Source organism: Pseudomonas sp. GW821-FHT04D07 (assembly GCF_059420225.1).
On record NZ_JBWKTH010000004.1, the window covers coordinates 196,320 to 222,630 of the forward strand.

Genomic DNA, 26,311 nt, shown 5'->3' on the forward strand with positions numbered 1-26,311 from the left:
TTGAAAACCGGTGCTGATGCGTTGTTCGAATACCATTGCTCCTCTGCACAAAATCATCAAGGCGGTGCGTGTGTGAAAAGTACTATCGATCACCTGGCTGTGGTGGCGCCGGACCTCGATACCGGCTGTGCGTTCGTCACTGGCGTTCTGGGCGTCGACCTTCAACCGGGCGGTGCCCATCCACGTATGGGCACCCATAACCGGTTGCTCCGCCTTGGCCCTGAGCTTTATCTGGAAGTGATTGCGGCGGACCCATCGGCTGAACGCCCCAGCCGGCCTCGCTGGTTCGGCCTTGATCAACTTGCGCCCGACTCACCGGCGCGCCTGGCGACATGGGTTGCGCGAACCGATGATATCCAAGCCGCCAGCGCTTCCTGCCACGACATCGTCGGGGATGTCGAGCCCATGACCAGAGGAGCGTTGTCTTGGCAGATAACCATACCTGCGGACGGCCGCCTGCCTTTGGGAGGCTCTGCCCCGACCCTGATCCAATGGGAACAGGCGACTCATCCCGCGAGCACAATGCAAGACAAAGGCTGTTCTCTCGTGGCTTTGGATGTCTTCCATACTGATCCGGAAAAAATCAAAGCGGTGCTGACGGCCATAAACTTTTCGGGGCCGGTTTATCTTCATGCGCTCAAAAATACGTCAACTCCGTTTTTGATCGCGCATATTCAAACCCCCAGTGGTTTAAAAACATTGCCGATTTCGGGGGCGTGAGCCGCTCGCGGATCTGTTGCAGTCACTGGGCATCACCTTAGGGGGGCGTATTTTCTACTGCTTCTGGTCAAATCGAACCGAGCGAATGATCGCGCCAATCGTGTCGAAGTCCTGGTAGTAACCCACGGTATCGAACAGCAACTGCGTCTTGTCGTTGTAGACGATCGCCATCAGGCAGGTACCGCCGGCGGCGTGAAAGCCGGTCTCTTCATCGCCGACGCCACAGGTCTGGGTCGTTTGCATGCCTTTCCAGCCCGGGCCTTCGATGATGTCGACGGGGCTGGGCGAGTCCATGCCGGCGCTACGCATCCAGACGCCGTCTTCCTGGGAAAAGATCATGCTGTCGGCGGCCTGTTGCAGCGTGCCGTGCTGGACACAGAGGTTGAGAGTGTATTCCTCGTTGGTCTGAGTCTTTGGCTGATTGAGGTTCAGGCATTCCTTGTTCTGGCTGACCTTCCAGCCCTTCGGATAGTTGAAGCTGAAGCCCGCGGCCTGGTAGGGCTTCATGCTTTTGGCTGAGGCCGGCACCTCGGGTGGCCGTGGCGCCAGCGGATTGGCCGGCTCGTGCAAGGTGGTATCGTTGCGGCAGGCAGCCAGTGGGCGGGCGACCGCATTGGTCAGGTGGTTCAGGCGGTGGGTCTCGGGATCGGCGCTGGCGGTCATGCAGCCACAGCCGTAGCCATAATGCCCGTTGGTGCGCACCCATTGCGCATCGCTGAACTGTGGCCAGCCGCCTTCGGCCTGGTAGCCGCCTTGAGTCGCGATTTCCCAGGTGCCGTCACGGTCGGTGAGGGTGGCGTTCGCCGCGGTCGGGTTTTCGAACCAGCCGCAGCGGCGTTCGACCTTGTCGGCGGCATGGGCCGGCAGGATCACGCAGGTCAACGCGAGAGTGATCAGGGAGAACTGGATGTGCGGGGAGAGGCGCGGCATGGAGCGTCCTTGTCTGTGATCGGCAGATGGCGGCGGTGCGCTGGAGTGGTCGCCGAAAGCATAGGTGATGATAGCGAATGTTGGGCTTTTCTCGCGGCAGTAGCGTGCGTGAGCCTTGCTGCGAGGCCCCGGGCTTCAGCGTCTCCAGCAATCGTCGTAACGCTCGCAGACGCCGTAATGCGCATCCATCTGCGCCATCCGCTTCAGATGATGGTCGATGGTTTCGAGCATCACCCGCTTGCTGGCGCCGAAATAGTAGAGAGTCATCGACTTGTATTGTTCGAGCGCGGCCACATTGGTCGATTTGGCTGACTTGTCTTCGGGCTGCGCCCGTTGTTCCAGGTCCTCATCCTTCAACTGACGCAGGCGCAGAAGGTACTCGTCCTTGTAAAGCTGCAAGGTCCGCTCTTTGCGTTGGGCCGCTTCTGCATCGAAGGCCTGGAGATTCTGGCGATACAAGGTCCAATAGTCGTCCGGCAGGGTGAAGCCCAGCTTGGCCTTGCGCTCGGCGATCAAACCGTCGATTTTTTCCGCGGAGAACGCGCTCTTGGCGATTTCAGCCGGGTCGGGTTTCATGGCTGGAATCAGACTGTTGTCGATAATCCGGCCTATCAGTTCCAGGCGATGGGGGGTGTCCGGCAACGGTTCAGGTGGTTTTGGGAACATCAGATTGCGCCCGACACAGGCCGGGAGGCCTTTTTCAAAGATCAGGACAGGACTGCGCTGCTCCTTGCCATTGATCTTGCGGACCTGTTGTAACTTACTGCTGCACTGGCCTTTGCCGGAGTCGAAGGTCAGCTCGTATTCGGCATTGCGTTCAGGCTTGAGATTGATGCTGTTGCCACAAACCGAATAGCCGTTCTGGGTATGGATCCGCAGAAGGGTTTCGTGTTCGGGCTTGAGTTTGATTTCCAGATAGCCCCTGGCGTTTTCCGGCGGCGCGATGCTCATGTCGGCGCGTCGCTTGGTATCGCCAAGCAACAGGTTGTTGAGAATACCGGTGGTTTGCCCATCGCAATGCTCGGCATCGAAGTAATCGAGCGTGGCGTTTTGCGTGTTGGCGATGAAACGCAGCTTGGCGGCGTCTGGGTCCGTGGCGTCCGGGTAGGTACCGTTGACGCTGCAACCTCCCAGTAGCGCCGATAGCAGCAGTGTCGTGGTGGTTAACAGGCGTGATGGATAAAGTGAAAGAACCGGCATGGTCATCCCTGGCTGACGGATACGGAAGAAAGGCGGTGATGCTACTGAAGTGCCACTACCGGGTCCAGTCCGGGAGAGAGCGTGTGGTTTGTCCTGGTTTTCACGAACCAAGCATTCGGAATAGCGCCACAAATCATTCGGTACACACAAACCCTGTAGGAGCCGGGCTTGCCCGCGAAAGCGCCGGTCCAGGCAGTGTAGATCTCAAGTGAACGCCTTCTAGTGCTTGGGTGCCGCGATGAAGTCGCCCTGAATAAGTGATACTTTCATCTGAAATCTCCTGCTCTATTGCGCCAAAGCACTCTCCCTCGATGCCGCACTGGAAACCGACGGCGAACGCTATGCCTGGGCATCGCATTACCTGGGCGAGATGGGCAAGGCGGTGATCGATGATTTGACGCAGGGGATGTTGCGCGGGGCATCGGTGTAGGCGGGTGACGTTCGGTTGAGACCGGTTTGGGCGGTGGGTGTTGGCAGGCTCACCGCGTTATCGTTCATCGCGAGCAAGCTCGGCTCCTACAGGAAGCAGGATGGCGGGGTTTTTCGTGCTTCTGCTGTCGCCTCATAGCCGCAGCCGTAAGGTTTCAAAAAGCTGCCGGTCCTCCTTCTTCGCTGAACGGGCATGGCGCCGAATGACCTGTAACAAGCAATCCGCGAAGCACTGCGCCGGTTTGCTCAGCGCGCCATTACGGCGTGTCACGATGCTCAGTTGTCTCGGTTCGAACTGTTCCTTCAGCTCCAGGGAAACCACTCGACCGAGAAAGGGCGGGGCAATGCTCACTATGGATGGCCCCCAGGTGCACATATCGGCCCGCTCGACCATCATCTGCAAAATGGCCAGCGAATGGGCACGGACGATGCGTTTTTCATCGATCTGCGCGCCGTGTTGCCAGAACAACTCCTGCATCAGCCCATCGTGCCCGTCCGGTGCGTAGTTCAGCGTCCAGTCCTGCTCCAGCAGTTCGTGAATCGATCGCGCACCCTGGCGTGCATGGCCCTGTCGGACCAGCACCGAGGTCTGGTAGTCCAGCAAGATTTCGCTGGCGAACTCCTGGCTCGATTGCGTCGGGTGCAGTTGGCCAATCGCAAAGTCCATGCTGCCATCGCGTAATAACGGTTGGGCCACCGCCATCAGGCTTTCAAACAACTCCAGACGGATTTCCGGCATTTGTTCGCGAAACGCCACCACCACTTCAGGCAGGAAGGTCAGCGCGATCCAGGGTGTGACCCCGACACACAGCCGTCCCTGAGCCTTGCCTCGCAGGTGATCGAGTTCGGTTTGCGCGTGTTCCAGCTGCTTGATCACCAGCCGGGCGTGGGTCAGCAGGACTTTGCCGTACTGGGTGAAGCTCAGGCCACTGGGCGTTCGGGTGAACAGTGGTAGCTGCTGGCTGGTTTCCAGCTCGCGCAGGGCTTTGGTCACCGCGGCCTGGGAAATTTCCAGCGAACGCGCGGCGGCGCGGATACTGCCGGTTTCAGCGCTGGCAATCAGCGCTTGTAATTGATGCAGCTTCATCTGCTCACCCTGGTGACAACTTATGGTTGTCATCATAACCAAACTGCGTCTCCCCAGCCCAGTGTCGCTTCCCTAAGATCCACCCCATCAACCGCTCAGATCTCGTCGAAGGGGTACAACAATGGATGCCGGCCATGTCCTGTCAGGTATTGCAGCGATACAGGATGAAATGATCGCGTTGCGTCGCGCTATTCACGCGCATCCCGAGCTGGGTTTTGAAGAGTTCGCCACCAGCGAGCGTGTTGCTCAATGTTTGACCCAGTGGGGTTTTCAGGTCAGCACCGGCGTCGGCAAGACCGGCGTCGTCGGCACCCTGAAAAATGGCCAAGGCCGCTCCATCGGTTTGCGTGCCGACATGGATGCGCTGCCGATTCAGGAGGCCAGCGGCTTGCCCTATGCCAGCCGAATCGACGGGGTTATGCATGCCTGTGGCCACGACGGACATACGGCTACCTTGCTGACGGCCGCCAGGCACCTGGCACAGACCCGGACGTTCAATGGCACCCTGCAAGTGATCTTTCAACCGGCCGAAGAAGGGCTCGGTGGTGCCCGGAAAATGCTCGAAGAGGGCTTGCTCGAACGCTTTCCGTGTGACGCGATCTTTGCCATGCACAACGTGCCGGGTTATCCCGTCGGGCACATGGGGTTCTACAGCGGGCCGTTCATGGCTTCGGCCGACACGGTGACGATCACCATCCTCGGTAACGGTGGCCATGGCGCGGTGCCGCACAAGGCGGTCGATCCAGTGCTGGTCTGCTCGTCGATTGTGATTGCGCTGCAAAGCATCGTGTCGCGCAACGTCAATCCACAGGAAATGGCGATTATCACGGTGGGCTCCCTGCACGCTGGCAGCGCGTCGAATGTGATCCCGTCCAGCGCCCAGATGAGCTTGAGCGTGCGGGCACTGACCCCTGAAATTCGCCACCTGCTTGAAGTCAGAATTACCGAGTTGGTCAATGGACAGGCTGCCAGTTTCGGTGCCCGCGCCGAGATCGACTATCAACATTGTCATCCCGTATTGATCAACCATCCCGAGCAGACCGCGTTTGCCCGGGAAGTCGCCCTGGACTGGTTGGGCGAAGAGCAATTGATCGACAACCTGCGGCCCTTCACCGCGAGTGAGGACTTCGCCTTCATCCTGGAACAATGCCCCGGCAGTTACCTGGTGATTGGCAACGGAGAGGGCGAGCGCGGTTGTCAGTTGCACAACCCCGGCTACGACTTCAATGATGCCTGTCTGCCGATCGGGGCGAGCTACTGGGTCAAGTTGGTCGAGCGTTTCCTGAGTTGAGACGCCGTCTTTTCGCGCGTCAGTCTGTACAAAAAAATCGTCTGCGGTCTGAAGAGGAAAATAACAATGAACAAGATGATTGCCGCTGTATCCCTGGTGTTCCTGACGGCTTCCAGCCTGGCTGGCGCGGCTGACTGGTCCGGTAAAACCTTGAAGCTGGGTGTCGATCCCACATACCCGCCGCTGGAATACAAGAACAAGGACGGCTCCCTGACCGGCTTCGGGGTCGATATCGCCGAAGCGCTCTGCGCCGAGCTGAAAGCCCACTGTGTCTGGGTAGAAAGCAGCTGGGATGGGATGATCCCGGCGCTGCTGGCGCGCAAGTTCGACGCGGTGGCGTCGTCGATGACCGTGACCCCCAAGCGCCAGGAGCAGATCGCTTTTACCGACAAGGTTTCCAACGCGCCGGCACGTTTGGTGGTCAAGCGCGGATCGGGGCTGCTGCCGACCCTTGAATCGCTCAAGGGCAAGCGCATTGGCGTGGAGCAGGGCTCGACCCAGGAGGCATTTGCCAAAGCCGTCTGGGGTTCGAAGGGCGTGGACGTGCTGTCGTACCAGAATCAGGACCAGGTCTACGCCGACCTGGTGGTGGGCCGCCTTGATGCTTCGCTGCAGGGCGCCATTCAAGCCAGTTACGGTTTCCTCGGCACGGCGGCGGGCAAGGACTATGAGTTTGCCGGTGCGACCCTGGACGATCCGGCCTTTTTCGGGGTCGGTGACGGCATCGGCCTGCGCAAGAACGATGTCGCGTTACGCGAAGATTTGAACAAGGCCCTGGCAACCATTCTGGCCAACGGCACTTACGCGCGTATCAACCAGAAATACTTTGATTTCGACGTCTACGGCGCGAAATAACGCTCTCGCTACCTTGACCGGAGCGGTCGCGCGGACCGCTCCGTTACCGCATCCCCTTCACCTCAGCCTAATAAAAACAAGGAGAGTGAAATGCTTCTGGAAGGCTTTGGCCCGCAGATCCTGCTGGGCACCCTGGCCACAATCAAACTGGCGCTCTGTTCACTGTTGATCGCCGTACTGGCCGGGCTGCTCGGCGCCAGTTCTAAGTTGTCCACCAGCCCTTTGTTGCGCGCGCTGGCCACCGCTTATACGACGCTGATTCGCAGCATGCCGGATCTGGTGATCATTCTGTTGCTGTTCTTCAGCCTGCAAATGCTGCTCAACCGCATAACTGATTGGCTGGGCGTCGGCCAGATCGATATTGACCCGTTCCTGGCCGGTGTCGTCACTCTCTCCTTCATTTACGGGGCCTACTTTACCGAGACGTTTCGTGGTGCCTTCCAGGCTGTTCCGGCAGGCCAGCTGGAAGCAGCGCGGGCGTATGGCATGAGCCGCTGGAACAGCTTTCACAAGGTGCTGTTCCCGCAAATGCTCCGTCATGCGCTGCCGGGCATCGGCAACAACTGGCAGGTGTTGATCAAATCCACGGCGCTGGTCTCGATCATCGGCCTGACCGATGTGGTCAAGGCCACGCAGGATGCCGGCAAGGGCTCGCTGCAGTTCTTTTATTTCACCCTGGTTGGCGGCCTGATCTACCTCGCCATTACCACCCTGTCCAATGGGGTACTGATGTGGCTTGAGCAGCGCTACTCAGTGGGCGTCCGGAAGGCTGCGCTATGACGGGCATTCTCGGTGACTACTGGCAGGCGTACTTATGGCGTGACGGGCCGTATTTTTCCGGCCTGGCAGTGACCTTGTGGTTGCTCATCCTGGCGGTGGCGATTGGCTTTTTATTGGCGGTGCCATTGTCGATTGCCCGCGTCAGCCGCAATCCACTGTTGCGCCTGCCGGTCTGGTGCTACACCTACGTGTTTCGCGGTACACCGTTGTATATCCAGCTGCTGTTCTTCTACACCGGGGTGTACAGCTTGCAGGTGGTGCGCTCCGAGGATTTGCTCAACGCGTTTTTCCGCGACGGCTTCAACTGCACGGTGTTGGCGTTCGGGCTCAATACCTGTGCCTACATGACCGAGATTTTCGCCGGCGCCATCAGGGCTGTTCCCCATGGCGAAATCGAGGCCGCACGGGCTTATGGGATGAACCGTTTCACGCTGTATCGGCGGATCGTCCTGCCCTCGGCGTTGCGCCAGGCCCTGCCGTTGTTCAGCAATGAAGTGATTCTGATGCTGCACTCCACCTCGGTGGCGTTCACCGCCACGGTGCCCGATTTGTTGAAGATTGCCCGGGACGTCAATTCAGCGACCTATGCCTCTTTCACTGCGTTTGGCATTGCCGGGGTGTTGTATGCCGGCAGCGCGTTTTTCCTGATCTGGCTGTTTCGATGTGGCGAGCTGCATTGGCTGGCTTACCTCAAACCCCGGACGCACTGACCCCCAGCGGATTTGCTCGAATGTATAAGTTGATCGTTGAAGATATCCATAAAAACTATGGCAGCCATGAAGTCCTCAAGGGTGTCTCGCTCAAGGCTAAAGCGGGTGATGTGATCAGCATCATCGGCTCCTCGGGCTCTGGAAAAAGTACCTTTCTGCGTTGTATCAACCTGCTCGAACAACCGTCGTCGGGACGCATCACTGTCAATGCCGAGGAATTGCTCACACGCAAGAACTCAGGGGGCGACTTGTGTGCGGCCAATCCCCGGCAGTTGCAGCGGATGCGCAGCCAGTTGTCGATGGTGTTTCAGCACTTCAATCTGTGGAGCCATATGACGGTGCTGGAGAACCTTGTCGAGTGCCCGATGAGTGTGTTGGGTCTCGGACGCAAGGAAGCTCTGGAGCGGGCTCGGCATTACCTGGCGAAGGTGGGCCTGGCGGAAAAGGTCGAGAGCCAATATCCGGTCCAGCTCTCCGGCGGCCAACAGCAGCGTGTCGCCATTGCCCGTGCGCTGGCCATGGAACCCCAGGTGATGTTGTTCGACGAACCCACTTCGGCCCTGGACCCGGAACTGGTAGGCGAGGTGCTCAAAGTCATGCAGCAATTGGCGGAGGAAGGCCGGACGATGGTGGTGGTCACCCATGAAATGGCGTTTGCCCGGCAGGTGTCGAACCAGGTGGTTTTTCTGCATCAGGGCAGGATAGAGGAGCAGGGAGACCCGAACAGTGTATTTGAACAGCCGCGCAGCGAGCGGTTGCAGCAGTTTCTGGCGGGGAGTCTTAAGTAGTTACGTTAAAAGGCAGGTTTCACCAATCGTCAAGTGGGAGAATGCGGCGATCACCTGCAACCTTCACCGCATCGAGCATCAGGTCAGCCAGTTGCTCGATCACCCGGAGATGGGGCGGTTCGGTCGAATTGAAGGGACCCACGAAGGGGAGCAGCACCCCGTTCATCGTTGTCTATCGCCTCAGATCCCGCGCCAAGCGCATTGAGATTATCCGCTTGCTGCACGGTGCGCAGCAGTGGCCGAAGACTGATTAGTCGAGGGTAATGGTGCGTTGCCGGGCCCTGCTTCTACAGAAGTGCGGGTGCTCGGTAAAAACTGTGCAATGCGCCTTGGCCCGTCTTCACAGGCCAAGGGTTGCAAGCGATCGTGTGAACCTAAGCCTCCCAGCCCGCCCCACTGACCGCCGCCTGCGCCAGCGGGTGCAAGTCCGCGCCCTGATGTTCCGTCTGCCAGGCGAGCAGCTCCTTGCGCATGCCGGGTGTCCAGAACATCTGCAGGTGATTGCGCACGCCGAGCACGGCCTGTTGCTGGTCCGGTTCGGTGGCGAAGTACTGGGCAATCTGGTTGGCCATCTTGATCAGGTTTTCAGTGCTCATCGGCGCACCTCGGCTTTGGCTCCGGTGCTGCGTTCATGGCGGCGTTCGTCGAGCAAGCGTTGTTGTTCGTCGCTGAATTCCTGGTAGCGTTTTTGCCACTCGGAAGGGTGGTAGACGCGGCTGACTTCGACGGCGGTGACCTTGTACTCCGGACAGTTGGTGGCCCAGTCGGAGTTGTCGGTGGTGATGACGTTGGCCCCCGACTCAGGGAAGTGGAAGGTGGTGTACACCACGCCCGGGGCGACCCGTTCGGTGACCCGCGCCCGCAGTACGGTCTGTCCGGCGCGGCTGCCGATGCCGACCCAGTCACCTTCGTTGATGCCACGGCTCTCGGCATCGCTCGGGTGGATTTCCAGGCGGTCTTCGTCGTGCCAGGCGACGTTCTCGGTACGCCGGGTCTGGGCGCCGACGTTGTACTGGCTGAGGATGCGCCCGGTGGTCAGCAGCAGCGGATAGCGATTGTTGACCTTCTCCTCGGTGGGGATGTAGCCGGTGAGCATGAAGCGCCCCTTGCCGCGCACGAATTCCTCGATGTGCATGGTGGGCGTGCCGTCCGGTGCCGCGGCGTTGCACGGCCATTGCAGGCTGCCGTGGCGATCCAGTTCGGCGTAGCTGACGTTGCTGAAGGTCGGCGTCAGGCTGGCGATTTCATCCATGATTTCCGACGGGTGCTTGTAGTTCATGGGGTAACCCAGGGCGTTGGCCAGGGCCACCGTGCCTTCCCAGTCGGCCTTGCCGCCCAGCGGTTCCATGACCTTGCGTACCCGCGAGATGCGCCGCTCGGCGTTGGTGAAGGTGCCGTCTTTTTCCAGGAACGAGCTGCCCGGCAGGAACACATGGGCGAACTTGGCAGTTTCGTTGAGGAAAATATCCTGCACCACGATGCATTCCATGGCCGACAGGGCCGCGGTGACGTGCTGGGTATTGGGGTCGCTCTGGGCGATGTCTTCGCCCTGGCAATACAGGCCCTTGAAGCTGCCGCTGAGGGCGGCCTCGAACATATTGGGGATGCGCAGGCCCGGGTCGGGTTGCAGGGTGACGTGCCAGGCCTGTTCGAACTGCGCCCGTACCACTTCGTTGGAGATGTGCCGGTAACCGGGCAACTCGTGGGGGAAGGAGCCCATGTCACAGGAGCCCTGCACGTTGTTCTGCCCACGCAGTGGGTTCACGCCGACACCTTCGCGGCCGATGTTGCCGGTGGCCATGGCCAGGTTGGCGATGCCCATGACCGCGGTGCTGCCCTGGCTGTGTTCGGTGACGCCCAGGCCGTAGTAGATCGCCGCATTGTTGCCGCCGGCATACAGGCGGGCGGCGGCACGGATGTCGGCAGCGGCGACGCCGCAGATCGGGCCAAGGACTTCCGGCGAGTTTTCCGCGCGGCTGACGAACTCGCTCCAGTGGGCGAAATCGCTGCCCTCGCAGCGGGCGTCGATAAAGGCCTGGTCGAGCAGGCCTTCGGTGACGATGACGTGGGCCAGGGCGTTGAGCATGGCGACGTTGGTGCCCGGGCGCAGGGCCAGGTGCAGTTCGGCGCGGCCATGCACCGCGTCCACCAGGTCGATGCGCCGTGGGTCGATGACGATCAGTCGCGCGCCTTCACGCAGGCGGCGTTTGAGCTGGGAGGCGAACACCGGGTGGGCATCGCTGGGGTTGGCACCGATCACCAGGATCACGTCGGCCTGCATCACCGAGTCGAAACTCTGGGTACCGGCGGATTCGCCCAGGGTTTGTTTCAGGCCATAGCCGGTCGGCGAGTGGCAGACCCGCGCACAGGTGTCGACGTTGTTGTTGCCGAAGGCGGCCCGTACCAGTTTTTGCACCAGGTAGGTTTCTTCGTTGGTGCAACGGCTGGAGGTGATGCCGCCAATGGAGTCGCGTCCGTATTTCTGCTGCAGGCGGCGGAATTCGCTGGCGGCGTAGGTCACCGCTTCATCCCAGCTGACTTCCTGCCAAGGATCGTTGATGTGTTTGCGGATCATCGGCTTGGTGATGCGATCCGGGTGGCTGGCATAGCCCCAGGCAAAGCGCCCCTTGACGCAGGAATGGCCGTGGTTGGCATGGCCGTTCTTGTCGGGAACCATGCGCACCAGCTTGTCGCCTTTCATTTCGGCGCGGAACGAGCAGCCCACGCCGCAATAGGCACAGGTGGTGATCACGGCGCGTTCGGGCTGACCCAGCTCGACCACGCTTTTTTCCATCAGGGTCGCGGTGGGGCAGGCCTGCACACAGGCGCCGCAGGACACGCATTCCGAGTCGAGGAAATTCTCGCCACCGGCGGCCGCGACCCGCGATTCGAAACCGCGCCCGGTAATGGTCAGGGCAAAGGTGCCCTGGGTTTCTTCGCAGGCGCGCACGCAACGGTTGCAGACGATGCACTTGCTCGGATCGTAGTCGAAGTAGGGGTTGGAGGTGTCCTTCTGCTCGGCCAGGTGGTTTTCACCTTCATAGCCGTAACGCACTTCCCGCAGGCCAACCTGGCCGGCGACGGTTTGCAGCTCGCAGTTGCCGTTGGCCGAGCAGGTCAGGCAGTCCAGCGGGTGATCGGAGATGTACAGCTCCATGACGTTACGGCGCAGGGTGGCGAGCTTTGGCGTCTGGGTGTGCACGCTCATGCCTTCGCTGACCGGCGTGGTGCAGGACGCCGGGTAGCCGCGCATGCCGTCGATCTCCACCAGGCACATGCGGCAGGAGCCGAAGGCTTCCAGGCTGTCGGTGGCGCAGAGTTTCGGAATGGTGGTGCCCAGCAGCGCGGCGGCGCGCATCACCGAGGTGCCTTCGGGCACGCTGATGCTGCGGCCGTCGATGTTCAGGGTGACCTGCACCTGGCTGTCGCGGGCCGGGGTTCCAAGGTCGATATCAGTGTTCGGGTCGAAGAGCGTGATCATTGGTCGGCCTCCGAGGGCTGCAGACCGAAGTCGGCGGGGAAGTACTTGAGGGCGCTGGCTACCGGGTAGGAAGTCATGCCGCCCAGTGCGCAGAGCGAACCGTATTGCAGGGTGTCGCACAGGTCCTTGAGGATGATCGCCTGGGCATCGCGACCGTTCTGGTCAGGTGCGGCCAACAGGCGGTCGATCACCTCCACGCCGCGGGTCGAGCCGATACGGCAAGGGGTGCATTTGCCACAGGATTCCTCGGCGCAGAACTGCAAGGCGAAGCGGGCCATGCGGGCCATGTCCAGGCTGTCGTCGGCTACCACCACACCACCGTGACCGAGCATGGCGCCGATGGCGGCGAAGGCTTCGTAATCCAGCGGTGTGTCGAATTGGCTGGGTGGTACCCAGGCGCCAAGGGGGCCACCGACCTGGGCAGCCTTCAGTGGTCGGCCGCTGGCGGTACCGCCGCCGTAGTCTTCCACCAGTTCCCGCAGGGTCAGGCCGAAGGCGCGTTCCACCAGGCCGCCGTGACGAATATTGCCCGCCAGCTGGAACGGCATGGTGCCCAGGGAGCGGCCCATGCCGTAGTCGCGATAGAACGGCGCGCCCTTGGCCAGAATCAGCGGCACCGAGGCCAGGGTCAGCACGTTGTGCACCAGGGTCGGCAGGCCGAACAGGCCCTTCAGGGCGGGGATCGGCGGCTTGGCGCGGACAATCCCGCGCTTGCCTTCGAGGGAGTCCAGTAGCGCGGTTTCTTCACCGCAGATGTAGGCACCGGCTCCGACGCGCACTTCCATGTCGAAGGGCAGGCCGCTGCCGCCGACATTGGTGCCGAGGTAACCGGCGGCGCGGGCGATGTCCAGCGCTTCGCGCAGGGTGGCCACGGCTTGTGGATATTCCGAGCGCACATAGATGTAGCCGTAGCTGGCGCCGACGGTGATGCCGGCAATGGCCATGCCTTCGATCAGCAGGAAGGGGTCGCCTTCCATCAGCATACGGTCGGCGAAAGTGCCGGAGTCGCCTTCGTCGGCGTTGCAGACAATGTATTTCTGCGCCGCCTGGGCGCTGCGCACCGTGCGCCATTTGATCCCGGCCGGGAAGGCCGCGCCGCCACGGCCACGCAGGCCGGAATCGAACACGGCGCTGGCGGTCTGTTCGCCGCCCAGGGCGATGGCCTGGGTCAAGCCTTCGAAGCCACCGTGGGTGCGGTAATCTTCCAGGGACAGCGGCCGGGTAATGCCGGCGCGGGCGAACAGCAGGCGTTGTTGCGTCTTCAGATACGGCAACTGCTCCACCGGGCCCAAGGCCAGGGGATGGGCGGACGGATCGCCTTGCAGCGCATCGAGCAGCGACGGCACATCGGCAACGGTCAGCGGGCCGAAGCCGATACGGCCTTGCGCGCTGTCGATTTCCAGCAGCGGTTCCAGCCAGTACAGGCCACGGGAGCTGGTGCGTTGCAGGTCCAGCGGCAGATTGCGTTCCTGGGCTTGCGCGGCAAGGGCCGCGGCTACCTCATCGGCACCCACGGCACGGGCAAGGGAGTCAGCGGGCAGATAAAGGCACGGCATCATGCGTCCTCCTGGCAAGCGTCGAGCAGGGCATCCAGGCGTTCGGCGCTGAGTCGTGCGTGCACCTGGCCATCCAGCTCGAGGGCCGGTGAACAGGCGCAGGCGCCGAGGCAGTACACCGGGCGCAGGCTGATGTTGCCGTCGGCACTGCTGCCGTGGTCGTCCAGTTGCAGGCGTTCGCGCAACTGCGCGGCGAGTTGCTCGGCGCCGCGGCTCTGGCAGGACTCGGCGCGGCACAGGCGCAGGATATGCCGGGCCGGAGGTGCGCTACGGAAGTCGTGGTAGAAGCTGATCACCCCGCGCACTTCGGCCTGACTCAGGTTGAGGGCGTGGGCAATCTCGGGGACGGTGGCATCGGGGATGTAGCCGATGTCCGCCTGAATCTCATGAAGGATGGGCAACAGTGCGCCGGGGGAGCCCTTGTGGCGCTCCAGCACGTTGTTGACCATAGGCAGGTGCAACATCTCATCAGGCATACGGCATTCCTCACGGTCACGGACAAACCAGGCGGTTGTCGGTTGTCCGAAAGTGTCGGCTGCGGCACTCACGCCACGTCACGGTATCGTGGCATTTCAGGCCGTTGGCCAGGCACCCTGGGCGGGTATCTTGTTGGGCCCGGTGCGGTCTTTGCCGCACCTCTTCAAGGCATAAAAGGCAGCTTGCCACGCGGCCTTTGATTCGCCTGCACCAAAGCGACGTACGCGGTTCTTTTTGCGACCGCCTGTTGAGTCTAGATGAGTGCTGCCCGAGGTGTTGTCCACGAGGGGGCGGGGTACCTCTTTTTCCAGAAAGTGGAGGCGAAAAAAAACCGCCTTAGTAGGGCGGTTTTTCCACAAATCTGCTTGCTGCAGGTTTGTTGGTCTCACTGAGTGCATCAACGTGGAAACTCATTTTACTGAGACCTTTTTCCGCTTGCAATATTTGGGTGTAACCGAAGGTTTCCAGAAGTGCCAAGAGATTGCCTTGCACTGACATATCTTGATTAATGCGGTAACACGATGGGTGTTCGTTTCAGACCTTCCTTCTCAAAGATTCAAGTATTATCCTTTTGCTCTCTCGTTCGAAGCACTCCATGAGGCGGCCAGACCTTCTCAAGCATTCAGGTGTCTTTGAAATAGAACCACTTATCCAGCTTGTCACAGACGAATAAGTATAGTTTCGTGTCGTGCCACTTGTTGTTGGTCGTCAGTGCGACGCAAGAACCGAGTACGCCGCCGATTGCTCCGACCCATCCATGGGTCAAGCCAATATAGATGCAAAATAGTACTGCCACGATGGATATCCACCAGCCCCAAATAAATTTGAGGGCGATGCCCAGGCAGAAATAGAGCAGAACCAGACCGGCAATACCGGCAAGAACTACAAGAAGCTCCATGGAGTTAATCGGCCAAAAGCTTGGCTTTTTGCTGGTCGAACTCCTGCTGGCTCAGTACACCTTTGTCTTTCAAGCCCGCCAGTCGCTCCAGTTTTGAAACAAAATCATCAGCGTTGGTTGGTGCTGTCTGGTGCTGGGGGCGCTTACGTGCCTCAATGGCATCACGAGCTTTGTTCGTGAATCGGACGACAGTTTTTTTCCAGACGTTCCTGATTTCCCTTTCTTTTGCGCCGTCTTCGATCTTGATCTTGCCAAAGAAGATGCCGGTTTCACCCGACACAGCGTTTATTTTGTCCAGGTCGATAGTGGTTTGCTTCAATCCATAGATCATTCCTTTATCAAGGAAGATGATCCGGCGGTCGGTAAGGGTAATGAGCCAGGTGTTGGCGTCCATCAGTCCGGATGTGAAGGCCAGTATTTGTTCGCCGTCAGCAAGAATTTCCGGAAGGTGGTTCAATTCTTTTTTGGTGAAAAACTGATCATCTCCCAACTCGGTAGCGATACGTTTATATTCAGCCTTGAGACTATCTTTTGTTGCATTTTTGAAGTCAAAGCTCATGTGCTATCCCCAATAAATGTTAAGTGTTGCTAAAAATAGTGCTCAATCAGGCCATGGACTACGAGTAATCGACTGAGTGGCGTCTTTAAATGTTTTGTTTGTTGAGTGCTGCTCTTGGCGTGCGCGAGGGGTTTTGCTCCCGCATCGGTTCTGTGCGGGCAAGGTGGTGCTGAAGGAAGGGATGGACCATGCTTGCAATTCCTTTCGCGTGCTGAGCTTAGTAGCTGCCGAGCGTAGACGTTCCTGTTGCCGGAAACAATACTGCATGGCAGAAATCAAGCGAGCCCTTTTTGGCAGGTGTAATGCCACACGTGACGGCTCTTCTTAGTCCTCTTCGTCAGGATAGGTCATTTTTCCGAGCACCCACGGCTCCACAATCTGATTGTGAATGCTACGCAAGAAGGCACCCCAATCATCTCGATTGTGGGCGTCTGGCCCCAGGATCGTCAGCAGCAGGTATTCATCCTTGAACTCGTCGTAGGCGTAAATCAGCCAGAAGTCATTCTCGGGATCGTTCAGGCGGGTCGTGCGGTAAAATTGTCTTTGCGTTCTGGCCCAGCGGTTTTGCATTTCCAGGGTGTTGGCGAGATGAATATGGTGCATTTCTCTTAGGTCAAGACGCTCATCTCGCCCGAAAATGTTTGCTAGGTCGCCACATACCTTGTAGTTGTAAAAGTGTGCGTAGAAATTCTGCCAGTTCTGAATGTTCTTGAAGAGATCGGAGACCTTGACCGCTGGCATGCGTGACTACTTGGTGACGGGCAGCTTGCCGCTGATAACGAAGGCCTCAAAGGCTTTTTGTCCGTCACGCGCGGCCTGACGCACATCAAGGTATGTCAGCTCACTGCTGATGGCCTTCTTGCGGGGCTTGTCGATTTTTTTGGTGGTGGCCATGGCAGCCTCCAGAGATTGAATGCTCACTGTGAAAAGCTTAAGCGATCGCTCGCTGTTGAGCAAACCATGGTCGCTGGCGGTATTGCGGTGGCTTTGGCCAATGGCCGGTGCTTGGATGTCGGATCTGTTCATGGACTTGTATGGGGGAGTTAGCACTTTCCAGAACCATACAACCCACCATACACGGCCACAAGGAGTAAGCTGAAACAAGACGCTACGAGCAGGGCATCGCATTGCCTGGGTGAGATGGGGATTTGACTCAGGGAATGCTGCGACGGGAGAGAGGGTAAGGACCGGCCGATCTTCGATTGATGTCGAGATTGGCGGCGGCGCACGGCAGGCTCTCCGCGTTATCGTTCTTCGCGAGCAAGCTCGGCTCCTACAGGGATCGTGCTACCTTTCGCTTTTCTGTGGACGAAAAAAAAGACCTTGAATTTCAAGGTCTTTTTTTAAGATGGTGCCCCGAGGGAGACTCGAACTCCCACTCCTTTCGAAAACGGATTTTGAATCCGCCGCGTCTACCAATTCCGCCATCAGGGCTCAATGGCGGCGAAGTATAGAGACGTGATTACCGTTGGTCAATCGGCTTTCGTGGTCAATTTTAACGATTTCCGCTAAACTTCCCGGCCCTGCTGAACGAACCCCATCATGCGCGTCGCTGACTTTACTTTCGAGCTCCCCGATTCCCTGATCGCTCGCCATCCTTTGGCCGAGCGACGCCTCAGTCGCCTGCTGACCCTCGACGGCCCCAGCGGCGCGCTCGCACACCGTCAATTCACTGATTTGCTTGAGCATTTACGCCCGGGCGATCTGATGGTGTTCAATAATACCCGGGTCATTCCAGCCCGCCTGTTCGGCCAGAAAGCCTCTGGCGGCAAGCTGGAAATCCTCGTGGAACGGGTCCTCGATACCCATCGCGTGCTGGCCCATGTGCGCTCCAGCAAGTCGCCCAAACCCGGTTCGAAGATACTGATCGACGGCGGCGGCGAAGCCGAGATGCTCGCCCGCCACGACACGCTCTTCGAACTGGGCTTCGCCGAGGAAGTGCTGCCGCTGCTGGAGCGCGTCGGTCATATGCCGTTGCCTCCTTATATAGACCGTCCCGATGAAGGCGCCGACCGCGAGCGCTATCAGACCGTCTACGCCGAACGCCTCGGCGCCGTGGCCGCGCCCACCGCCGGGCTGCATTTCGATCAGCCGCTGCTGGACGCCATCGCCGCCAAGGGTGTTGAAAGCGCTTTCGTCACCCTGCACGTCGGCGCCGGGACTTTCCAGCCGGTCCGCGTGGAGCGTCTCGAAGACCACCACATGCACCACGAATGGCTGGAAGTCGGCCAGGAAGTGGTCGACGCCGTGGCCGCCTGCCGCGCGCGCGGTGGTCGGGTGATCGCCGTCGGTACCACCAGCGTCCGTTCGTTGGAAAGCGCCGCCCGCGATGGCGTGCTCAAGCCGTTCAGCGGCGACACCGATATCTTTATCTTCCCCGGCCGTCCCTTCCATGTGGTCGACGCCCTGGTAACCAATTTCCATCTGCCCGAATCCACGCTGCTGATGCTGGTTTCGGCCTTCGCCGGTTACCCCGAGACCATGGCCGCCTACAAGGCCGCCGTGGACAACGGCTACCGCTTCTTCAGTTACGGTGATGCGATGTTCATCACCCGCAACCCGGCGCCTGCCGCACCCAAGGATCGGGCCCCAGAGGACCAAGCATGAGTCGCACCTGTCGTATGTCGTTCGAGCTGCTCGCCACTGATGGCAAGGCGCGTCGCGGTCGCCTGACCTTCCCCCGCGGTACCGTCGAAACCCCAGCCTTCATGCCGGTGGGCACCTACGGTACGGTCAAGGGCATGCTGCCTCGGGATATCGTCGCCACCGGCGCCGAGATCATCCTTGGCAACACCTTCCACCTTTGGCTGCGCCCTGGCACCGAGGTGATCAAAGCCCACGGCGACCTGCACGACTTCATGCAGTGGAAAGGCCCGATCCTCACCGACTCCGGCGGCTTCCAGGTGTTCAGCCTGGGCGCCATGCGCAAGATCAAGGAGGAGGGCGTGACCTTCGCCTCGCCGGTCGACGGCGCCAAGGTGTTCATGGGCCCGGAAGAGTCGATGCAGGTCCAGCGCGACCTGGGTTCGGACATCGTGATGATTTTCGACGAGTGCACCCCGTACCCGGCTGACGAAGACGTCGCCCGGGTGTCCATGGAGCTGTCGCTGCGTTGGGCCCAGCGCTCGAAAAATGCCCACGGCGAGAACACCGCCGCGCTGTTCGGCATCGTTCAGGGCGGTATGCACGAAAGCCTGCGCAAACGCTCCCTTGAAGGCCTCGACCAGATCGGCTTCGACGGCCTGGCCATCGGCGGTCTGTCGGTGGGCGAGCCCAAGCACGAAATGATCAAGGTGCTGGATTACCTGCCCGGCCTGATGCCCGCTGACAAACCTCGTTACCTTATGGGCGTTGGCAAGCCGGAAGATCTCGTAGAGGGTGTGCGCCGCGGGGTGGACATGTTCGATTGCGTGATGCCAACTCGTAATGCCCGCAATGGGCACCTGTTCATCGATACCGGCGTGCTGAAGATCCGCAACGCGTTCCATCGCCATGATGAATCGCCGTTGGATCCGACCTGCGATTGCTACACCTGCCAGAACTTCTCCCGTGCTTATCTGCATCATTTGGACAAGTGCGGCGAAATGCTGGGGAGCATGTTGAATACGATCCACAATTTGCGCCATTACCAGCGCCTGATGGCTGGTTTGCGCGAGGCTATTCAACAGGGTACATTGGCCGCCTTTGTCGATGCCTTCTACGCCAAACGCGGGCTTCCCGTACCGCCTTTGGACTGAATTTTCAGAACTGAATTCTTGCAACTGGAGTGCTAAATGAGCTTTTTCATCTCTAACGCGTTCGCGGACGGTGCCGCACCGGCTGCTGCCGCCGGTCCCCTGGGCGGTGGTTTCGAATGGATCTTCCTGGTCGGCTTCCTGGTCATCTTCTACCTGATGATCTGGCGTCCACAGGCCAAGCGCGCCAAGGAGCAGAAGAACCTGCTGGGCAACCTGGCCAAAGGCGATGAAGTGGTCACCACCGGCGGTATCGCTGGCAAGATCACCAAAGTCAGCGACGACTTCGTGGTGCTGGAAGTGTCCGACACCGTCGAAATGAAGTTTCAGAAGGGCGCCATCGCGGCCACCCTGCCTAAAGGCACGCTGAAAGCGATCTAAGTTTCAACTTTCAACAATCGACGGGGCGCGCAAGGCGCCCCGCGTCATAAGCGGGCGGCGTGATGCTGAACAAATACCCTCTGTGGAAATACCTACTGATCCTGGCGGTGCTGGCGGTCGGTTTTATTTATTCCGCTCCCAATCTCTATCCTGACGATCCGGCGATCCAGGTCAGCGGCGCCAGCACGGCGTTGCAGGTCACGCAGGCCGATCTGGACCGCGTGAGCAAGGCGCTCACCGATGCCAAGATCACCGTCAAGGGCGCCACTCTGGCCGCCGGCGGCAAGGGCGGTCTGATCCGCCTGACCAAGCAGGAAGACCAACTGCCGGCCAAGGACGTGGTGCGCAAAGCCCTTGGCGACGACTATGTCGTGGCCCTGAACCTGGCACAGACCACCCCGCAATGGCTGCGCAGCCTCGGCGCGCACCCGATGAAGCTGGGTCTGGACTTGTCCGGTGGTGTGCACTTCCTGCTGGAAGTGGACATGGAAAAAGCCGTCGACGCCCGCCTGAAAGTCTATGACGGCGACGTCAAGAGCCTGTTGCGCAAGGAGCGTGTGCGTTATCGCACCCTGCCACCGTTCAATGGTGCCATCCAGTTGGGCTTTGCCGACACGGATACCCGCGAGCAGGCCCGTGCGCTGGTCCGCAAGAGCTTCAACGATTTCGACATTGTAACGGCCGACCTCAACGATCAGCCGGTACTGCGTCTGGCGATGACCCCGGCCAAGCTGGCGGAAATCCGCGAATACTCCATCAAGCAGAACTTGACCACGGTCCGTAACCGCGTCAACGAACTGGGTGTGGCCGAGCCACTGGTGCAGCGTCAGGGTGCCAACCGCATCGTGGTCGAGCTGCCGGGCGTACAAGACACCGCTGAAGCCAAGCGGATCCTCGGCAAGACCGCCAACCTGGAGTTCCGCCTGGCCGCTGAGCCGGGTGCTTCGAAGGCGACCTCCGAGGAGTTCGAGTTCCGTGAAGGCAATCGTCCTCCGGCGCAGATCGAGCGTGGCCTGATCATCACCGGTGACCAGGTGACCGATGCCAAGGCCGGCTTCGACGAGCACGGTCGTCCACAGGTGAACATCAAGCTCGATGGTCACGGTGGCGAGCTGATGAGCCGCGCGACCCGCAGCAACGTCGGGCGCAGCATGGCGGTGATCTTCATCGAACAGAAGCCGATCACCACCTACACCAAGCAGGTCGTCAACGGTGTCGAGAAAGACGTGCCGGTGCAGTCCTTCAAGGAAGAGAAGAAGATCATCAGCCTGGCGACCATCCAGTCGCCGCTGGGCAGTCAGTTCCGCATCACCGGCCTGAACGGCCAGGGCGAGTCCTCGGAACTGGCGCTGCTGCTGCGTGCTGGTGGTCTGGCCGCGCCGATGTACTTCGCTGAAGAACGTACCATCGGTCCAAGCCTGGGCGCCGACAACATTACCAAGGGTATCGATGCATCGCTGTGGGGCATGCTGTTCGTCTCGCTGTTCATCATCGCCATCTACCGCTTCTTCGGCATCATTGCCACCGTGGCGCTGGCTTTCAACATGGTTGCCTTGCTGGCGCTGATGTCCCTGCTGGGGGCAACGCTGACCCTGCCGGGTATCGCCGGTATCGTCCTGACCATGGGGATGGCGGTGGACGCCAACGTGCTGATCTTCTCGCGGATACGTGAAGAGATTGCCTCGGGAATGACCGTGCAGCGAGCGATCAATGAAGGCTTCGGTCGTGCGTTCACGGCGATCATCGACGCCAACCTGACCACCTTGCTGGTGGGCGGTATCCTCTTTGCCATGGGCACCGGCCCGGTCAAAGGCTTTGCGGTGACCATGTCCCTCGGGATCTTTACCTCGATGTTCACGGCCATTCTGGTGACCCGCGCGATGGTCAACCTGATCTTCGGCGGTCGTGACTTCAAGAAGTTGTGGATTTAAGGGGCTGCCATGTTACGTACTATCAACTTCATGGGTGTTCGCAACGTTGCGTTCGGCTTCACCCTGTTCCTCACCGCATTGGCCTTGTTCAGCTGCTTCCACAAGGGTATGAACTACGGTCTGGACTTTACCGGCGGTACGCTTATCGAGCTGACCTACGAGCATGCGGCGGATGTCTCCAAGGTGCGCGAGCAGCTGAGTGAGTCCGGTTATCACGAGGCGATCGTGCAGAGTTTTGGCGCGACCACCGATCTGCTGGTGCGGATGCCGGGTGCAGACCCGCAGCTGGGTCATCAGGTGGCCGAGGCGCTGCAGAAGGTCGGCGGCGATAACCCGGCGCAGATCAAGCGCGTCGAGTTCGTCGGTCCGCAGGTAGGTGAAGAGCTGCGCGACCAGGGCGGCCTCGGCATGCTTATGGCGCTGGGCGGCGTGTTGATCTACCTGGCCTTCCGCTTCCAGTGGAAGTTCGCGGTCGGTGCCATCGTCTCGCTGATCCACGACGTGGTGGTGACCGTGGGTATCCTGTCGTTCTTCCAGGTCACCTTCGACCTGACGGTGCTGGCGGCGGTACTGGCGATTATCGGCTACTCGCTCAACGACACCATCGTGGTCTTCGACCGGGTGCGTGAGAACTTCCGTGTGCTGCGCAAGGCCAGCCTGATCGAGAACATCAACGTCTCGACCACTCAGACCCTGCTGCGGACCATGGCGACGTCGATCTCCACCCTGCTGGCGATTACCGCGCTGCTGTTCTTTGGTGGCGACAATCTGTTCGGTTTCTCCATCGCCCTGTTCGTCGGGGTGCTGGCGGGTACCTATTCGTCGATCTACATCGCCAACGTGGTGCTGATCTGGCTGAACCTGAACAGCGAGGACCTGATTCCTCCGGCCAATACCCAGAAGGAAGTCGACGACCGTCCTTGACGGAAATCTTTCTTCAGGTTGTCAGCTGATAAAGGCGCGAGTGTTGAACTCGCGCCTTTTTTTATACTCCAAAGCCATAGAGAAAGGCGGGCATCGATCCGCTTGTGATGGTCAGGAGGTTCACGTGAACAAGTCGTTGCTGGTGGGTGCGGTATTGGGTGCTGTCGGTGTGACTGCCGGGGGTGCTGTTGCCACCTATAACCTGGTAAAAGGCGGCCCTGAGTATGCGCAAGTATTGGCGGTAGAGCCGGTCAAGACTCAAATCAAGACCCCGCGCCAAGTCTGTGAAGATGTCGCGGTGACCCGGCAGAAACCAGTCCAGGATGAGCACCGTCTGGCCGGTACCGCACTGGGTGCGGTCGGCGGTGGTTTGCTGGGTAGCCTGGTCGGTGGCGGTCGCGGCAAGACCCTGGCCACCGTGGTCGGTGCGGTCGGTGGTGGTTACGCCGGTAACAAGGTGCAGGAGGGCATGCAGGAGCGTGACACCTACACCACGACCCAGAAGCGCTGCAATACGGTCAACGATGTCAGCGACAGGGTCGTCGGCTACGATGTGCGCTATCAGTTGGGCGGCAAGGAAGGCAAGATCCGCATGGATCGCGATCCGGGTAACCAGATCCCGGTGGACAAGGACGGGCATCTGGTCCTGAGCCAGAACCCGCCGGTTCAAGGCCAGCCTGGTCAATAATCAAACGCAGGTTTTGCGCTCGATATGGATTTCCGGTTGGGCGCGGTCCCTGTGAAAGCCGGCTCCTACAGGTAGGCGGCAGCCCTTGCGGGGGTGGTTTGGTCTCAAATCGCAGGCATAAAAAAGCACCCCCGAGGGGTGCTTTTTTGTGGCTGGGTGCTTAGCGCTTCAGCGAAGCTGGCAGGTGCGGCTGGATCGCCGTCAGCACAGCCTTGAAGCACTTGGTGTTGCCAGCAACGATATGGCCTTTTTCCAGGAAGTCGTGACCGCCGGTGAAGTCGCTCACCAAGCCGCCGGCCTCTTGGATCAGCAGGGCGCCTGCGGCCATGTCCCACTCGGACAGGCCCGACTCCCAGAATGCATCGAAACGACCGGCGGCGACATAGGCCAGGTCCAGGCTCGCGGCACCGGCGCGGCGGATGCCAGCGGTCTGGCCGACCAGGGCGCGGAACATGCCCAGGTAGTTGTCCAGGTTGTCCATCTGGTCGTCACGGAACGGGAAGCCGGTACCCAGCAGGGCGCCGTCCAGGCTGGTGCGACCGCTGACGCGCAGGCGACGGCCATTGAGCTGGGCGCCACGGCCACGGGAGGCGGTGAACTCTTCCTGGCGAACCGGGTCGAGGACCACGGCGTGCTCAAGGCGGCCGCGGTATTTGCAGGCGATGCTGACCGCGAAGTGCGGGATGCCACGCAGGAAGTTGGTGGTGCCATCGAGTGGGTCGATGATCCACAGGTATTCTTCGCCTTCACCGCTGCCGGCGTGGAAGCCGGTTTCTTCGCCACGAATGCCGTGGGTTGGATAGGCCTTGCGCAGCGCGTCGATAATTTTCTGTTCAGCCGCGCGATCCACTTCGGACACGTAGTCCTTGGCGTCTTTTTCGTCGACCTTGATGGTATCCAGGCGCTCGATGGAGCGGAAAATCAATTCACTGGCGCTGCGGGCGGCGCGCAGCGCGATATTCAGCATGGGCTGCATGGACATTTCACCTAGAGTGTTAAAGAAAGCCGAACATTCTACCAGAAAAGTCCCGGGGGAGAAGGACGACGTTGGCGCTCGTGGCGCAATCCCCAGTGCTTCTGTAAGATTTGCTCCCCTTCGCCGAGTCTGAGAGTGTCTCTCGTGCTGCAAAATATTCGTGTTGTCCTGGTCAATACCAGTCATCCGGGCAATATCGGCGGGGCCGCGCGGGCCATGAAGAACATGGGGCTGTCGCGCCTGGTACTGGTGGAACCGCGGATCTTTCCGTCCGCTGAAGCCGATGCGCGGGCTTCCGGCGCTACCGATATCCTTGAAAACGCGCAAGTCGTCGCCACCTTGGAAGAGGCGTTGAACGGCTGCAACCTGGTGTTTGGCACCAGTGCCCGCGACCGTCGTATTCCCTGGCCATTGCTCGATCCCCGTGAGTCCGGGTTGAAAGTGGTCGAGGAGGCCGGGCAGGGGGCCGAGATCGCGCTGGTGTTCGGGCGCGAAGATTCCGGCCTGACCAACGACGAACTGCAGCGATGTCATTATCACGTGCATATCCCGTCCGATCCGGACTTCAGCTCGCTCAACCTCGCCACGGCGGTGCAGGTGCTGAGCTATGAGGTGCGGATGTCCTGGCTGGCGGCCGTCGGGCGGCCGAGCAAGGTAGAAAAGCAAGAAGTGGCGTCGACGCGCAGCGAAGAGCTGGCGACCATGGATGAGATGGAGCGGTTCTACGGCCATCTGGAACAGACCCTGGTGGCCATCGACTTCCTCGACCCCGAAAAGCCGCGCCATCTGATGGCCCGGTTGCGTCGCCTGTACGGGCGCAGTTCGGTCAGTCGCGCCGAGATGAATATTTTGCGGGGCATCCTCACGGAAACCGAAAAAGCGGCCCGGGGCGAGCTCCTTAAGCGGAAGGATCAGTGATGTTCGAGCGTTTGCGAGAAGATATCCAGAGCGTATTCCATCGTGACCCAGCGGCGCGCAATGCCTTTGAAGTGCTGACCTGCTACCCGGGCCTGCATGCCATCTGGCTGCATCGTCTGGGCCATGCGTTGTGGGGCATGGGCTGGAAGTGGCTGGCGCGGGTGGTGTCGAACTTCGGTCGCTGGCTGACCGGTATCGAGATCCATCCCGGAGCCAAGGTCGGGCGGCGGTTCTTTATCGACCATGGCATGGGCATCGTGATCGGCGAAACCGCCGAGATCGGCGATGATGTGACGATTTACCAGGGGGTGACCCTGGGGGGTACCAGCTGGAACAAGGGCAAGCGGCATCCGACCCTGGAAGATGGCGTGGTGGTGGGTGCTGGCGCCAAGGTGCTGGGGCCGTTTACCGTCGGTGCCGGGGCCAAGGTCGGTTCCAATGCGGTGGTGACCAAGGCGGTGCCTCCGGGAGCGACGGTGGTCGGTATTCCGGGGCGGATCATCATGAAGGTCGACGATCAGGTCGAAGCCAAGCGCAAGGCCATGGCGGAGAAGATCGGTTTCGATGCCTATGGCGTCAGTGAAGACATGCCGGACCCGGTGGCCCGGGCCATTGGTCAGTTGCTCGATCACTTGCAGGCGGTGGATGGGCGTCTGGAAGGCATGTGCGGGGCGCTGAAGGACTTGGGCAGCACTTATTGCGCCAAGGAGCTGCCGGAGTTGCAGTGTGACGGGTTTGTCGAGGTGAAGGGCGAGACCGAGGCCAAGGTCGGTTGATCTTCGCTGGGCTTGCTGGCCTTTTCGCGGGCAAGCTCCGCTCCCACAGTAATAACCGTGTCGTACACAGAGATTGCGCACGGCACAAAACCTGTGGGAGCGGAGCTTGCCCGCGAAGAGGCCCTTGAAGGCAACAAAAAACCATCGATCCAGCGCAATGCCATTACGCCTCGGACTTTGCTACAATTTGCGCGCTGTTTTAGCGGTAAACCCGACTAAAGC

Annotated in this window: 27 protein-coding genes, 1 tRNA gene and 1 pseudogene; 15 read left to right on the plus strand and 14 right to left on the minus strand. The window is 60.2% G+C overall.

The window, feature by feature from the left end; translation table 11 throughout:
• Complete coding sequence (locus AC07T0_RS08295) at positions 1-720, plus strand: VOC family protein (RefSeq protein WP_495000697.1); 720 nt, start codon at positions 1-3, stop codon at positions 718-720.
• Between the two features lie 54 nt (positions 721-774).
• On the opposite strand, the gene AC07T0_RS08300 is transcribed toward AC07T0_RS08295, so the two are convergent.
• Both AC07T0_RS08300 and AC07T0_RS08305 read right to left on the minus strand, forming a co-directional pair.
• Positions 775-1,650, minus strand: coding sequence for a DUF4087 domain-containing protein (locus AC07T0_RS08300; RefSeq protein WP_495000698.1), 876 nt, complete (start codon positions 1,648-1,650; stop codon positions 775-777).
• Between the two features lie 135 nt (positions 1,651-1,785).
• Positions 1,786-2,850 carry a hypothetical protein gene (locus AC07T0_RS08305; RefSeq protein WP_495000699.1) on the minus strand — a complete coding sequence of 355 codons (1,065 nt, stop codon included), beginning with the start codon at positions 2,848-2,850 and terminating at the stop codon, positions 1,786-1,788.
• 274 nt (positions 2,851-3,124) lie between these two features.
• Between AC07T0_RS08305 and AC07T0_RS08310 the strand changes: the two are divergent.
• A pseudogene (locus tag AC07T0_RS08310) lies at positions 3,125-3,280 on the plus strand (DUF3077 domain-containing protein); the annotation flags it as partial.
• A 132-nt stretch (positions 3,281-3,412) separates the two neighbouring features.
• Here AC07T0_RS08310 and AC07T0_RS08315 read toward each other — a convergent pair.
• Positions 3,413-4,402, minus strand: a complete 990-nt coding sequence (locus AC07T0_RS08315; RefSeq protein ID WP_495000700.1) for a LysR family transcriptional regulator — start codon at positions 4,400-4,402, stop codon at positions 3,413-3,415.
• A gap of 85 nt (positions 4,403-4,487) precedes the next feature.
• Here AC07T0_RS08315 and AC07T0_RS08320 point away from each other — a divergent pair, with 85 nt between their 5' ends.
• The 5 genes from AC07T0_RS08320 to AC07T0_RS08340 all read left to right on the plus strand — a co-directional run bounded on the left by AC07T0_RS08320 (position 4,488) and on the right by AC07T0_RS08340 (position 8,790).
• Positions 4,488-5,657, plus strand: coding sequence for a M20 aminoacylase family protein (locus AC07T0_RS08320; protein WP_495000701.1), 1,170 nt, complete (start codon positions 4,488-4,490; stop codon positions 5,655-5,657).
• Between the two features lie 66 nt (positions 5,658-5,723).
• Positions 5,724-6,512 (plus strand): ABC transporter substrate-binding protein, encoded by a 789-nt coding sequence (locus tag AC07T0_RS08325; protein ID WP_495000702.1) that lies wholly within the window; start codon positions 5,724-5,726, stop codon positions 6,510-6,512.
• A 90-nt stretch (positions 6,513-6,602) separates the two neighbouring features.
• The gene (locus AC07T0_RS08330) at positions 6,603-7,292 is read left to right on the plus strand and encodes an ABC transporter permease (protein ID WP_495000703.1); all 690 of its coding nucleotides are present in this window, start codon (positions 6,603-6,605) and stop codon (positions 7,290-7,292) included.
• Entirely contained in the window at positions 7,289-8,002 is a 714-nt protein-coding gene (locus AC07T0_RS08335) for an ABC transporter permease (RefSeq protein ID WP_495000704.1), read from the plus strand. The genes AC07T0_RS08330 and AC07T0_RS08335 overlap by 4 nt, the downstream gene beginning before the upstream one ends.
• A gap of 20 nt (positions 8,003-8,022) precedes the next feature.
• Positions 8,023-8,790 carry an ABC transporter ATP-binding protein gene (locus AC07T0_RS08340; RefSeq protein WP_495000705.1) on the plus strand — a complete coding sequence of 256 codons (768 nt, stop codon included), beginning with the start codon at positions 8,023-8,025 and terminating at the stop codon, positions 8,788-8,790.
• A gap of 19 nt (positions 8,791-8,809) precedes the next feature.
• Here AC07T0_RS08340 and AC07T0_RS08345 read toward each other — a convergent pair whose 3' ends face one another.
• From AC07T0_RS08345 to AC07T0_RS08390, 10 genes are all read right to left on the minus strand, one after another.
• Positions 8,810-8,956 (minus strand): hypothetical protein, encoded by a 147-nt coding sequence (locus AC07T0_RS08345; RefSeq protein WP_495000706.1) that lies wholly within the window; start codon positions 8,954-8,956, stop codon positions 8,810-8,812.
• Positions 8,957-9,164: 208 nt separating this feature from the next.
• Positions 9,165-9,386, minus strand: coding sequence for a formate dehydrogenase subunit delta (locus AC07T0_RS08350; protein WP_103497581.1), 222 nt, complete (start codon positions 9,384-9,386; stop codon positions 9,165-9,167).
• Positions 9,383-12,271 carry a formate dehydrogenase subunit alpha gene (gene fdhF / locus AC07T0_RS08355; protein ID WP_495000707.1) on the minus strand — a complete coding sequence of 963 codons (2,889 nt, stop codon included), beginning with the start codon at positions 12,269-12,271 and terminating at the stop codon, positions 9,383-9,385. The genes AC07T0_RS08350 and fdhF overlap by 4 nt, the downstream gene beginning before the upstream one ends.
• Positions 12,268-13,830 carry a formate dehydrogenase beta subunit gene (locus AC07T0_RS08360; protein WP_495000708.1) on the minus strand — a complete coding sequence of 521 codons (1,563 nt, stop codon included), beginning with the start codon at positions 13,828-13,830 and terminating at the stop codon, positions 12,268-12,270. Before AC07T0_RS08360 ends, fdhF begins: the two co-directional genes overlap by 4 nt.
• Positions 13,827-14,303, minus strand: a complete 477-nt coding sequence (locus AC07T0_RS08365) for a formate dehydrogenase subunit gamma (protein ID WP_495000709.1) — start codon at positions 14,301-14,303, stop codon at positions 13,827-13,829. Before AC07T0_RS08365 ends, AC07T0_RS08360 begins: the two co-directional genes overlap by 4 nt.
• Before the next feature lie 623 nt (positions 14,304-14,926).
• Entirely contained in the window at positions 14,927-15,202 is a 276-nt protein-coding gene (locus AC07T0_RS08370) for a hypothetical protein (protein WP_495000710.1), read from the minus strand.
• Positions 15,203-15,206: 4 nt separating this feature from the next.
• The gene (locus AC07T0_RS08375; RefSeq protein WP_495000711.1) at positions 15,207-15,761 is read right to left on the minus strand and encodes a PH domain-containing protein; all 555 of its coding nucleotides are present in this window, start codon (positions 15,759-15,761) and stop codon (positions 15,207-15,209) included.
• Positions 15,762-16,085: 324 nt separating this feature from the next.
• Complete coding sequence (locus tag AC07T0_RS08380) at positions 16,086-16,502, minus strand: type II toxin-antitoxin system YafO family toxin (protein ID WP_495000712.1); 417 nt, start codon at positions 16,500-16,502, stop codon at positions 16,086-16,088.
• A 6-nt stretch (positions 16,503-16,508) separates the two neighbouring features.
• Positions 16,509-16,655, minus strand: coding sequence for a hypothetical protein (locus tag AC07T0_RS08385; protein ID WP_495000713.1), 147 nt, complete (start codon positions 16,653-16,655; stop codon positions 16,509-16,511).
• Positions 16,656-17,110: 455 nt separating this feature from the next.
• Positions 17,111-17,195 (minus strand) — tRNA-Leu (locus tag AC07T0_RS08390).
• 108 nt (positions 17,196-17,303) lie between these two features.
• On the opposite strand from AC07T0_RS08390, the gene queA reads away from it, so the two are divergent.
• The 6 genes from queA to AC07T0_RS08420 all read left to right on the plus strand — a co-directional run bounded on the left by queA (position 17,304) and on the right by AC07T0_RS08420 (position 23,419).
• Positions 17,304-18,368, plus strand: coding sequence for a tRNA preQ1(34) S-adenosylmethionine ribosyltransferase-isomerase QueA (queA, locus tag AC07T0_RS08395; protein ID WP_495000714.1), 1,065 nt, complete (start codon positions 17,304-17,306; stop codon positions 18,366-18,368).
• A 14-nt stretch (positions 18,369-18,382) separates the two neighbouring features.
• Positions 18,383-19,498 carry a tRNA guanosine(34) transglycosylase Tgt gene (gene tgt / locus AC07T0_RS08400; RefSeq protein ID WP_164886323.1) on the plus strand — a complete coding sequence of 372 codons (1,116 nt, stop codon included), beginning with the start codon at positions 18,383-18,385 and terminating at the stop codon, positions 19,496-19,498.
• Positions 19,499-19,534: 36 nt separating this feature from the next.
• Positions 19,535-19,876, plus strand: a complete 342-nt coding sequence (gene yajC / locus AC07T0_RS08405; protein WP_495000715.1) for a preprotein translocase subunit YajC — start codon at positions 19,535-19,537, stop codon at positions 19,874-19,876.
• 62 nt (positions 19,877-19,938) lie between these two features.
• Positions 19,939-21,807 (plus strand): protein translocase subunit SecD, encoded by a 1,869-nt coding sequence (secD, locus tag AC07T0_RS08410; protein WP_495000716.1) that lies wholly within the window; start codon positions 19,939-19,941, stop codon positions 21,805-21,807.
• 9 nt (positions 21,808-21,816) lie between these two features.
• The gene (secF, locus tag AC07T0_RS08415; protein WP_248797089.1) at positions 21,817-22,731 is read left to right on the plus strand and encodes a protein translocase subunit SecF; all 915 of its coding nucleotides are present in this window, start codon (positions 21,817-21,819) and stop codon (positions 22,729-22,731) included.
• A 124-nt stretch (positions 22,732-22,855) separates the two neighbouring features.
• Entirely contained in the window at positions 22,856-23,419 is a 564-nt protein-coding gene (locus tag AC07T0_RS08420) for a glycine zipper 2TM domain-containing protein (protein ID WP_495000717.1), read from the plus strand.
• 160 nt (positions 23,420-23,579) lie between these two features.
• Here the strand turns inward: AC07T0_RS08420 and suhB are convergent, their stop codons facing one another.
• Positions 23,580-24,395 (minus strand): type III secretion system regulator SuhB, encoded by an 816-nt coding sequence (gene suhB / locus AC07T0_RS08425; protein WP_191486016.1) that lies wholly within the window; start codon positions 24,393-24,395, stop codon positions 23,580-23,582.
• A gap of 144 nt (positions 24,396-24,539) precedes the next feature.
• Between suhB and trmJ the strand changes: the two genes are divergently transcribed.
• A complete protein-coding gene (gene trmJ, locus AC07T0_RS08430) occupies positions 24,540-25,313 on the plus strand; it encodes a tRNA (cytosine(32)/uridine(32)-2'-O)-methyltransferase TrmJ (protein WP_495000718.1) in 774 nt (257 codons plus the stop codon).
• A complete protein-coding gene (gene cysE / locus AC07T0_RS08435; RefSeq protein WP_495000719.1) occupies positions 25,313-26,089 on the plus strand; it encodes a serine O-acetyltransferase in 777 nt (258 codons plus the stop codon). Before trmJ ends, cysE begins: the two co-directional genes overlap by 1 nt.
• Positions 26,090-26,311 lie beyond the last annotated feature (222 nt).

Excerpts from the sequence above, each read along its gene's own strand:
- AC07T0_RS08300 (WP_495000698.1), bottom strand. The coding sequence starts at position 1,650 with ATGCCGCGCCTCTCCCCGCACATCCAGTTCTCCCTGATCACTCTCGCG.
- AC07T0_RS08305 (WP_495000699.1), bottom strand. The coding sequence starts at position 2,850 with ATGCCGGTTCTTTCACTTTATCCATCACGCCTGTTAACCACCACGACA.
- AC07T0_RS08315 (WP_495000700.1), bottom strand. The coding sequence starts at position 4,402 with ATGATGACAACCATAAGTTGTCACCAGGGTGAGCAGATGAAGCTGCAT.
- AC07T0_RS08320 (WP_495000701.1), top strand. The coding sequence starts at position 4,488 with ATGGATGCCGGCCATGTCCTGTCAGGTATTGCAGCGATACAGGATGAA.
- AC07T0_RS08325 (WP_495000702.1), top strand. The coding sequence starts at position 5,724 with ATGAACAAGATGATTGCCGCTGTATCCCTGGTGTTCCTGACGGCTTCC.
- AC07T0_RS08330 (WP_495000703.1), top strand. The coding sequence starts at position 6,603 with ATGCTTCTGGAAGGCTTTGGCCCGCAGATCCTGCTGGGCACCCTGGCC.
- AC07T0_RS08335 (WP_495000704.1), top strand. The coding sequence starts at position 7,289 with ATGACGGGCATTCTCGGTGACTACTGGCAGGCGTACTTATGGCGTGAC.
- AC07T0_RS08340 (WP_495000705.1), top strand. The coding sequence starts at position 8,023 with ATGTATAAGTTGATCGTTGAAGATATCCATAAAAACTATGGCAGCCAT.
- AC07T0_RS08345 (WP_495000706.1), bottom strand. The coding sequence starts at position 8,956 with ATGAACGGGGTGCTGCTCCCCTTCGTGGGTCCCTTCAATTCGACCGAA.
- AC07T0_RS08350 (WP_103497581.1), bottom strand. The coding sequence starts at position 9,386 with ATGAGCACTGAAAACCTGATCAAGATGGCCAACCAGATTGCCCAGTAC.
- fdhF (WP_495000707.1), bottom strand. The coding sequence starts at position 12,271 with ATGATCACGCTCTTCGACCCGAACACTGATATCGACCTTGGAACCCCG.
- AC07T0_RS08360 (WP_495000708.1), bottom strand. The coding sequence starts at position 13,830 with ATGATGCCGTGCCTTTATCTGCCCGCTGACTCCCTTGCCCGTGCCGTG.
- AC07T0_RS08365 (WP_495000709.1), bottom strand. The coding sequence starts at position 14,303 with ATGCCTGATGAGATGTTGCACCTGCCTATGGTCAACAACGTGCTGGAG.
- AC07T0_RS08370 (WP_495000710.1), bottom strand. The coding sequence starts at position 15,202 with ATGGAGCTTCTTGTAGTTCTTGCCGGTATTGCCGGTCTGGTTCTGCTC.
- AC07T0_RS08375 (WP_495000711.1), bottom strand. The coding sequence starts at position 15,761 with ATGAGCTTTGACTTCAAAAATGCAACAAAAGATAGTCTCAAGGCTGAA.
- AC07T0_RS08380 (WP_495000712.1), bottom strand. The coding sequence starts at position 16,502 with ATGCCAGCGGTCAAGGTCTCCGATCTCTTCAAGAACATTCAGAACTGG.
- AC07T0_RS08385 (WP_495000713.1), bottom strand. The coding sequence starts at position 16,655 with ATGGCCACCACCAAAAAAATCGACAAGCCCCGCAAGAAGGCCATCAGC.
- queA (WP_495000714.1), top strand. The coding sequence starts at position 17,304 with ATGCGCGTCGCTGACTTTACTTTCGAGCTCCCCGATTCCCTGATCGCT.
- tgt (WP_164886323.1), top strand. The coding sequence starts at position 18,383 with ATGTCGTTCGAGCTGCTCGCCACTGATGGCAAGGCGCGTCGCGGTCGC.
- yajC (WP_495000715.1), top strand. The coding sequence starts at position 19,535 with ATGAGCTTTTTCATCTCTAACGCGTTCGCGGACGGTGCCGCACCGGCT.
- secD (WP_495000716.1), top strand. The coding sequence starts at position 19,939 with ATGCTGAACAAATACCCTCTGTGGAAATACCTACTGATCCTGGCGGTG.
- secF (WP_248797089.1), top strand. The coding sequence starts at position 21,817 with ATGTTACGTACTATCAACTTCATGGGTGTTCGCAACGTTGCGTTCGGC.
- suhB (WP_191486016.1), bottom strand. The coding sequence starts at position 24,395 with ATGCAGCCCATGCTGAATATCGCGCTGCGCGCCGCCCGCAGCGCCAGT.
- cysE (WP_495000719.1), top strand. The coding sequence starts at position 25,313 with ATGTTCGAGCGTTTGCGAGAAGATATCCAGAGCGTATTCCATCGTGAC.